We start from the raw sequence: 9,206 nt of genomic DNA, 5'->3' as shown, positions 1-9,206 counted from the left end.
GCCGCGGGAGGGTGCCGCGGCGGCGCCGCCGTCGCCGCCGCACAGACTCCGCCGTCGGCGGCTCCAGCAGCGCCGCCCGTAGAGCTTCACGGCGGATCGGTTCCGGCGCCCGAGCAGAAGGTACCCGGACAGTAGGCCGGCAGGTCTGACAGGCAACAAGGTCGAGCAGCAAGGGATATCACGGTGGCGCAGAGGACCGGCAAGGCAAGAAGCGGCAAGGTACCCAACGCCAAAAAGCGTCTCCGCCTGGGCCTGGGCATGATGCTGACGCTCCTGCTGGTGGTGGGCGGGAAACTCTTCCTGGTCCAGGGACTCGACGTCGGGGGAATGGCCGAAGCCGCGCTTAATAGCCGCATGACACGGACCGTCCTGCCTGCCGAAAGGGGCAGCATCCTGGACTCCCGCGGCACGGTGCTGGCCAACAGCGTAATCCGCTACAACGTGGTGGTGGACCAGCGGGTGAACACCAAAACGGAAACGTTCAAGCGACTGGACACCGTGGACGGCAAAGAAAAACTGGTGGACGTCAGCCGGGACCAGGGGCTCACCGAGCTTGCCGCTGCCCTGGGCATGGAGAAGGACGCCATCCGGGACGCCGTCACTGGCGAGCAGCCCTATTACATCGTGGCCAAGGACGTGAAGCCGGATATTGAGGACCGGATTTCCAAGCTGCAGATACCCGGCATCGTCACCGAAGGCGTCAGCAAGCGGGTGTATCCCAATGGTTCCGTCGCGGGCGGAATCATCGGGTTCCTGCAGGACGGCGCTACGGGCCAGGCCGGTATCGAACAGACCCAGGACGGGCTGCTGAAGGGCGAGGACGGCGAACGCCTTTTCGAAATCGGTGCTGACGGCCTTCGCATCCCCGTGGGCGTGGATGAGCTGACATCGCCACAGGACGGCAAGGACGTCAAGCTCACCCTCAACTCGGACCTGCAGTACTTTGCGCAGCAGGCCATCCAGAGCCAGTCGGACAAGCTCGGCGCCGAGTGGGGCGTCATCATTGTGATGGACGCCAAGACCGGCGACCTGGTGGCCATGGCCGACACCAATTCCCCTGATCCCAACGACCCCGGCCGGGTGGCGGCCAAGGACCGCGGGGTCCGTGCCGTCACAGCCGCATACGAGCCGGGATCCGTTGAGAAGATGATGACGGCAGCTGCCCTGATTGAAGAAGGCAAGGCCAAACCGCTGGATTCGTTTACCCTCGGACCCACCTACACCGTGGACGGGCAAACCTTCAGCGACTCCTTTGCCCATGGCACCGAGGAGCGCACCCTCGCAGGCATCCTGGGCTACTCAATGAACACCGGCACCGTTATGGCCGGCCAGCGCCTGAGCAAGGAGCAGCGGTACGAGTGGCTGAAAAAGTTTGGCATCGGCGAGGCACCGGAGATCGGGCTGCCGGCCACGGCCTCGGGTATCCTCACGCCCTGGCAGCAGTGGGACGGGCGCCAGGAGTACACGGTGTTGTTCGGCCAGGGCGTGTCCCAGTCCACGCTCCAGACCGTGCGGGCGTTCCAGTCCATAGCCAATAACGGGGTGATGCTGCAGCCCCGGCTCATCGACGCGTACATTTCCCCGGACGGAACAGAAGAAAAGGTGCCCGCCGCACCGTCCCGCCAGATCGTGTCGGAGGACACGGCCCGGCAGGTCCGGGACATCCTCGAAAGCGCCGTCACCGAAGGGCAAATCAAGGACGCGGCCATCGACGGCTACCGGGTGGGCGCAAAGACGGGCACCTCCGAATCACCGTGCGACGACGGCAAGTCCGGGTTCTGCGGCTACACCGCCTCGATGGTGGGTATGGCACCGATGGATGATCCGCGGTTTATTGTGGAGGTGGTACTCCAGCGGCCCAAGGGCAGCATCTACGGGATTACCAACGGGCCGGTCTTCCGGTCGGTCATGAGCCAGGCACTGCGGACCTACAACGTCCAGCCGTCCACAGGCGAACCGGCCCGGCTGCCCCAGTTCGCCAAGTAGCATCCCGGCAGCAGCAGTCCGTACCAGCAGCACTACCGGTTCATCCATGCCGGGCACGATCCACTAGCACCATCGGAGATTCCTTGTCTGAGCTCAACCCGTCCGATAGCCGCGCCGTCCCGGAGGGACCGTCCGGCCAGGGCCGCTTCCGCCCGTCAACTGTTGAAGCGGTCCGGCTGGCAAACATTTGCGATGCCATCGGCGTCGCGGTTCCCGGCCCGGCCGCGGAGGTGGCAGTCACCGGGATCTCATTGAACTCACGTGCCGTGGAGCCGGGGGACCTTTACGTCGCACTCCCGGGCGCCGCCCGCCACGGCGCCGACTTCGTTCCGCAGGCCATCGAAGCTGGCGCAGTCGCGGTTCTCACTGACGACGCCGGCGCCAGGCTGCTGGCGCTGTCCACCGACATTCCGGTGCCGGTACTCATCGTGGACTCACCCCGCAATGTGGTGGGGCCGCTGTCCGCCTTGATCTACCAGAGCCAGCCGGGCGCCGGGCAGCCGCAGTTGTTTGGCGTGACGGGCACCAACGGAAAGACCACAACCACCTATTTCATCAACTCACTGCTGCGCGCGCTGGGCCGGAAGACCGGGTTGATCGGCACCATCGAGATCCATGCCGGCGGCGATCCCATTCCCAGCCTGCTCACCACACCCGAATCTACGGATGTCCACGCGTTGCTGGCCCTCATGCGTGAACGGGGACTGGCAGCGGCGGCCATGGAAGTCTCGTCCCACGCTATTTCCTTCCAGCGCGTGGACGGGGTGCTGTTCGATGTTGCGGGTTTCACGAACCTGACCCAGGACCACCTGGACCTGCACCTCACCATGGACGACTACTTCGCCACCAAGGCGCAGCTTTTCACGCCGCGCCGCGCGCGTGCCGCCGTGGTAACGGTCGACGACGAGTGGGGCCGCCGTCTTGCCGGCAGCGCAGAGGTGCCGGTCACCACCCTCGCCACCTCTGCCGGGACCGCTGCCGACTGGACGGTCACGAGGACTGCCGCGCGCGGACTTGGTACAGAATTCACGCTGAGCGGCCCCGACGGCGCCGTGCTAAGAGTGCACACCGGCCTCCCCGGCAGCTTCAACGTTGCCAACGCGGCCCTGGCGGCGGTAATGGTCCTGACGGCAGGCGTGGACGCCGGTACGCTGCAGGCAGCACTGGACGAGTCGGACCCCTTCACCGTTGCGGTGCCCGGACGCATGCAGCTGGTTTCCGAAGCGCCCGCCGCAATCGTGGACTTCGCCCACAACACGGATGCCCTGGCCAGGGCCATTGAGGCGGTACGGTCCCCCCAGGCGGGCTCCAACCTCATCGTCGTGTTTGGTGCCACCGGCCAGCGTGACCAGGGTAAACGCCCTGCAATGGGTGCCATCGCCGCCCGGCTCGCGGACACCGTTATCGTCACCGATGACGACCCCCACGACGAGGACCCGGCTGCCATCCGCACCGACGTCCTTGCAGGAGCTCTTGAAGCGAAAGAAAAGGACTCCCTGGCCTGTGAAGTCCTGGAGGTCTTCCCCCGTGCCGAGGCCATTCGCCGTGCCGTCGGGCTGGCACGGCCGGAGGACACCATCCTCGTGGCGGGCCGGGGCCACGAGGTGTGGCAGGAGGTCAAAGGCGTCAACCTTGCCCTGGACGACAGGGTGGAGCTGCGCAGCGCCTTGACAGCCAGGGGATTCAACGTTCTCCCAGACGACCGGATAGAGTCCTAGACCGAGATGATTGCATTTACTGCGGCGGAGATCGCCGAAATCACTAACGGGCGCCTGGACGCCGATCCCGGGATCACGCCCCTTTCGGTGGTCACGGACTCACGCGAATCCACACACGGTTCGCTCTACGTCGCAAAGCCGGGTGAGCACGCGGACGGTCACGACTTCGTGGCAGCCGCCTTCGCAGCAGGCGCCACGTTGGCTCTGGTGGAGCGTCCGGTGTCCGCGCCGGACGGGACCCCCTATCCTTCGGTGCTGGTTCCGGACGCCGTGCTCGCGATGGGGGCATTGGCGGCAGAGGCCGTACGCAGGATCCGTGCTGCGCGCCACCGGGAAGGCAGCGAACTCACAGTGGTGGGGATCACCGGCTCGGCCGGAAAGACCACCACCAAGGATCTGCTCGCCGGAATTCTCGCAACCCAGGGACAGACTGTTGCGCCGCAGGGGTCCTACAACGGCGAGATTGGCGTTCCGCTCACGGTCTTCCGCGCCGGAACAGACACGCGCTACCTTGTGATCGAGATGGGCGCCACCGGAATCGGCCACATCCGTTACCTCGCGGAGATGGTTAAGCCCGATATCGGCGTAGTGCTCGCCGTGGGAACCGCCCACGCGGGGGAGTTCGGGGGAGTGGACAACATCGCCTTGGCCAAGGGGGAGCTTGTTGAAGCCCTTGCCCCGGCAGGCACCGCCGTCGTAAACCTCGACGACGAGCGGGTGGCCGCAATGCGCGCCCGCACGTCGGCGTCGGTACTTGGATTTTCCGCCGAAGGCCGCGCGGACGCTGCCGTACAAGCGGTCAACGCCGACACCAATGCCGCGGGCCATCCCGAATTCGACCTCCAGTTGCCGGACGACGAAAGCGGCCTGCACGTCAGCAGCCGCCTCATCGGCGCGCACCACGTAGGCAACCTCCTGGCGGCCGCAGCCGCAGCCTGGGCTGCTGGGGTGCCCGGACAGGCGATAGCCAACTCCCTCAGCAGCCAGACTGCCGCCAGCCGGTGGCGTATGGAGCGCACCGAGCGGGCAGACGGCGTCACCATCATCAACGATGCCTACAACGCCAACCCCGAATCCATGCGTGCCGCCCTGCGGACACTGGCGGACCTGGGCCGTGGCAGGCGTACCTGGGCCGTCCTGGGAGCAATGCTGGAACTCGGTGAGGACTCCATCAGGGAACATACCGCCGTGGGCACCCAGGTGGTCCGGCTCAACATCTCCCGCCTGCTGGTGGTAGGCCGGGAAGCCCGGGCGCTGTATGTGTCAGCGGTGCAGGAGGGCTCCTGGGGCGATGAATGCCTTTTCGCGGAAACAGTGGACGAGGCCTACGAACTGCTGGACTCCGAACTCCAGCCAGGCGATCTGGTGCTGTTCAAGTCCTCGAACAGCGTGGGACTTCGCCATTTGGGCGATCGGATAGCATTACCCCGACAAACCCCGCAACCCGCCGATGAAAGGAGCACTCTGCTGTGATTGCACTTTTGATCGGCGCCGGCCTGGCACTCTTATTCGCCCTGGTGGGGACGCCGCTCTTTATCCGGCTGCTGGTCCGCCGCGGCTACGGCCAGTTCATCAGGGACGATGGTCCCACCTCGCATCACACAAAACGCGGCACACCCACCATGGGCGGGACAGTCGTGGTGACGGCGGTATTGCTGAGCTACGGCCTCACCCATCTGATCATGCTGATGGTGAACCCGGACTCTCCGGGCCCCTCCGCTTCAGCCCTCATCCTGCTGTTCCTTATGGTGGGAATGGGCCTGGTGGGATTCCTGGACGACTTCATCAAGATCTCCAGGCAGCGCAGCCTCGGCCTGAACGCCAAGGCAAAACTGATCCTGCAGGCTGCAGTAGGCATCATCTTTGCGGTCCTTGCGCTGAACTTTCCCAACGGGGCCGGCGTCACGCCGGCCTCCACAAAAATTTCCCTGGTCCGTGACCTGCCCTGGCTGGACCTTGCCTTCGGCGGAACTGTCCTCGGGGCCATCCTCTTTGTGGTCTGGTCCAACCTGATCGTCACCGCCGCAACCAACGGCGTAAACCTGACCGACGGCCTCGACGGCCTCGCCGCAGGTGCCTCTGTGATGGTGTTCGGCGCCTACACGCTGATGGGAATCTGGCAGAGCAACCAGGCCTGCGGCTCACCCCGCGAGGCCGGCAGCGGTTGCTATTCCGTCCGTGATCCCCTCGACCTCGCGCTGCTGGCAGCCATCATGAGCGCCGCGCTGGTGGGCTTCCTGTGGTGGAACACTTCGCCGGCCAAGATCTTTATGGGCGATACCGGTTCGCTGGCCATTGGCGGCGCCATCGCCGGTTTCGCCATCCTGTCCCGGACCGAACTGCTGCTGGGCATTATCGGCGGACTGTTCGTCCTGATCACCCTGTCCGTCATCATCCAGGTGGGCTACTTCAAAGCCACCGGCGGTAAGCGGGTCTTCAAGATGGCCCCGCTGCAGCACCACTTCGAACTGCAGGGCTGGGCGGAAGTGACAGTGGTGGTCCGGTTCTGGATCCTGGGCGGGCTCTTCGTCGCTGTCGGGCTCGGCATTTTCTACGCTGAATGGGTTGTGCTGCTGTGACCGTTTCCTCACGACTCAAAAACCTCACCAGCTGGGACTCGGACTGGTCCGGACTCCGGGTAGCCGTGACAGGCATCGGCGTCTCCGGTTTCGCGGCGGCCGACACCCTCATCGAACTGGGTGCCCGCGTGGTGGTGGTGGACGCCGCCACCAGTGCGACGGCCAAGGCCCACGCAGAAACCCTCAAAATCGTAGGTGCAGCCGATGTGCTGCTCGGCGAGGATGCGGTTACCCGCATTCCCAGGATCGACGGCGAACTTCCCGAACTCATCGTGACCTCGCCGGGATGGCGCCCGGACCAGGCCCTTTTGGCAGCCGCCGCCAGGGCGCACATCCCGGTGTGGGGCGACGTCGAACTGGCCTGGCGCGTACGCGTGCGGGAAGGCCGCAAGACGGCGGATTGGCTCGCCATCACGGGAACGAACGGTAAGACGACCACTGTAGGCCTCACCGAATCCATGCTGCGCGCTGCCGGGCTGAAGGCCATCGCCGTCGGCAACGTTGGCACCCCTATCCTTGACGCCCTCCGGGATCCTGTGGAGTACGACGTCTTCGCCGTCGAACTCTCCAGCTTCCAGCTTCATTGGGCGGAGTCGCTCTCGCCTGTGGCCAGCGTCTGCCTGAACGTCGCCGAGGACCATGTTGACTGGCACGGCTCCTACGATTCCTACCTCGCCGACAAGGCGAAGGTCTATGAGCAGACCCAAAAGGCCTGCATTTACAACGCCGAGCAAATTGAAACTGAACGCATGGTGGAAAATGCCGATGTGATGGAGGGCTGCCGCGCCGTCGGTTTCACCACTGTCACCCCGGCCATCAGCATGCTCGGCGTGGTGGAGGGACTGCTCGTGGACCGGGCGTTCATCGCCGAACGCAAGGACAGTGCGGCGGAGCTTGCTTCGATGAGCGACCTGGGGGCCTTTGCGCCGCGGCACATGGTGGCCAACGCCCTGGCCGCCGCAGGGCTGGTACGCGCCTACGGGGTCGAGGCGAAGGCCGTGCGCCAGGGCATCCAGGACTACATCCCCGGTGACCACCGCATCCAGCCCGTTGCCCGCCAAAATGGTGTGCTCTGGGTCAACGACTCCAAAGCCACGAACCCCCATGCGGCGGCAGCCTCGCTGGCCACGTTCAGCAACGTCATCTGGATCGCCGGGGGCCTCTCCAAGGGAGTGACCTACGACGACCTGGTCCGGGAGCACGTCCAGCGGCTCAAAGCCGTGGTCCTCATTGGAAGCGACACCTCGGCACTCGCGGAAGCCCTCCAGCGACACGCACCGGATGTCCCCGTGATCATCCCGGGGACGGGTGAAACTGAAGAGGTGCAGACTGCCGAAGCGGCTGGCGCCGTCCAAACCGGCATTTCCGTGCCCGGTGAAACGGTGATGGCCAGGGCCGTGGCGTCAGCAGCACAGCTCGCCGAGTCCGGCGATACTGTGCTGATGGCTCCGGCAGCTGCTTCCATGGATCAGTTCTCTTCCTATGCTCACCGTGGTGACACTTTCATCGAAGCTGTCCGCGAGCTGGTGGAAGGGCAGGCCCAGACCGGCGAGGAGTAACAATGGTCAGCACGCCAACGCGCCCGCAGCCAGCCAAACAGCAGCCAGTTAAGCAGCAGGCCGGCAAGCCACGCCCCGGCTCCTCTGCAACGGCCGGCGCGCGCCAGCCAGCGGCGACCGCCCGTCTCCGGACCGTCTACCGCCGGTTCTGGGCTGCGCTGGAGGGGACCGGGACCTCGCGGAACGGCTCCACGTACTACCTCATCCTGGGATCCACCCTGGCACTGACGGCCATCGGCATCATGATGGTGCTCTCGGCCTCCAGCGTTGAATCCATTGCTGCCGGTAAATCGCCGTACGGCGACGCCCTGAAGCAAGGCATGTTTGCCGCCATCGGCATCTTCACCATGTTTGTGCTGTCCCGGATCAATGTCACCTGGCTTAAGCGGCTCGCCTGGCCGGCGATCGGGGCGGCGGTGGTCCTGCTTGCCCTGGTGCAGGTGGTCGGCGACGAAGTCAACGGCAACAAAAACTGGATTGACCTCGGCGGCATCACCTTCCAGCCGTCGGAGGCGTCAAAACTTGCCTTGGCGCTCTGGATGGCGACGGTTCTGGCCATGAAGGGAAAGCTGCTCAGCCGGGCAGTGCATGTGTTCGTCCCGGCCGTTCCGATGGCCATCATTATCGTTGGCCTGGTCTTGGTCGGAAACGACCTCGGCACCGCCATGATCATCATGATGATCACGGCTGCCGCACTTTTCTTTGCCGGTGCACCTCTCTATCTCTTCGGCATCGCAGGTCTTGCGGCTGCCGCCGGAACGGCTGTTATGGCGGTGACCAGTTCAAACCGCATGTGCCGCATCACGTCCTGGTGGACAGGTGAGTCCTGCGCCAATGGCATCGACGCCAACTACCAGGCCACCAATGGGCTCTACGGCCTGGCCTCCGGCGGTTGGTTCGGGGTGGGCCTGGGGCAAAGCCGGCAGAAATACAGCTGGATCCCCGAAGCCCACAACGACTTCATCTTCGCCATCATCGGCGAGGAACTCGGACTGGTGGGCACCGTCGTCGTCCTCATCCTCTTCGCCATCCTTGGTGCAGCCATCTACCGGGTGGTGGTGGCGCAGGAAGGCATGTTCCACCGTGTGCTGGCCGGCACCATCATGGTGTGGCTGCTCGGCCAGGCGACTGTGAACATGTCAGTGGTGACCGGGCTGATGCCCGTTATCGGCGTGCCGCTGCCCTTCATTTCCTATGGCGGGTCCGCCCTGCTGATGTCCCTTTGCGCCATCGGAGTGGTGCTCTCCCTGGCCCGCGAGCAGATGGCCCCGGCGATCCGGCCCAAACGGATGCTGAAATTCAAGGCCAAGCAGGCCCGCGCCACGGCGCCCAAGAAGAAGACTGTAAGAAAGCGTGCCTAAGCC

6 protein-coding genes are annotated in these 9,206 nt (G+C 65.0%); all 6 read left to right on the top strand.

Annotation, left to right across the window (positions count from 1 at the left end; all coding sequences use genetic code 11):
- The first annotated feature begins 183 nt into the window (after positions 1 to 183).
- The 6 genes from AC5RV1_RS06600 to ftsW all read left to right on the top strand — a co-directional run bounded on the left by AC5RV1_RS06600 (position 184) and on the right by ftsW (position 9,203).
- Positions 184 to 1,986 (top strand): peptidoglycan D,D-transpeptidase FtsI family protein, encoded by a 1,803-nt coding sequence (locus AC5RV1_RS06600; protein WP_493993947.1) that lies wholly within the window; start codon positions 184 to 186, stop codon positions 1,984 to 1,986.
- A gap of 83 nt (positions 1,987 to 2,069) precedes the next feature.
- Positions 2,070 to 3,704 carry a UDP-N-acetylmuramoyl-L-alanyl-D-glutamate--2,6-diaminopimelate ligase gene (locus AC5RV1_RS06595; protein ID WP_493993946.1) on the top strand — a complete coding sequence of 545 codons (1,635 nt, stop codon included), beginning with the start codon at positions 2,070 to 2,072 and terminating at the stop codon, positions 3,702 to 3,704.
- 6 nt (positions 3,705 to 3,710) lie between these two features.
- On the top strand, positions 3,711 to 5,177 hold the full coding sequence (locus tag AC5RV1_RS06590) for a UDP-N-acetylmuramoyl-tripeptide--D-alanyl-D-alanine ligase (RefSeq protein ID WP_493993945.1): 1,467 nt from the start codon (positions 3,711 to 3,713) through the stop codon (positions 5,175 to 5,177).
- Complete coding sequence (mraY, locus tag AC5RV1_RS06585) at positions 5,174 to 6,283, top strand: phospho-N-acetylmuramoyl-pentapeptide-transferase (RefSeq protein ID WP_163163036.1); 1,110 nt, start codon at positions 5,174 to 5,176, stop codon at positions 6,281 to 6,283. Before AC5RV1_RS06590 ends, mraY begins: the two co-directional genes overlap by 4 nt.
- Positions 6,265 to 7,842 (top strand): UDP-N-acetylmuramoyl-L-alanine--D-glutamate ligase, encoded by a 1,578-nt coding sequence (gene murD / locus AC5RV1_RS06580; RefSeq protein ID WP_493993944.1) that lies wholly within the window; start codon positions 6,265 to 6,267, stop codon positions 7,840 to 7,842. Before mraY ends, murD begins: the two co-directional genes overlap by 19 nt.
- 2 nt (positions 7,843 to 7,844) lie before the next feature.
- Positions 7,845 to 9,203, top strand: a complete 1,359-nt coding sequence (ftsW, locus tag AC5RV1_RS06575; protein WP_493993943.1) for a putative lipid II flippase FtsW — start codon at positions 7,845 to 7,847, stop codon at positions 9,201 to 9,203.
- The last annotated feature ends 3 nt before the right edge of the window (positions 9,204 to 9,206 follow it).

The organism is Arthrobacter sp. Hb9-2 (genome assembly GCF_059091165.1).
This window is presented reverse-complemented; position numbering and strand designations above follow the sequence as displayed.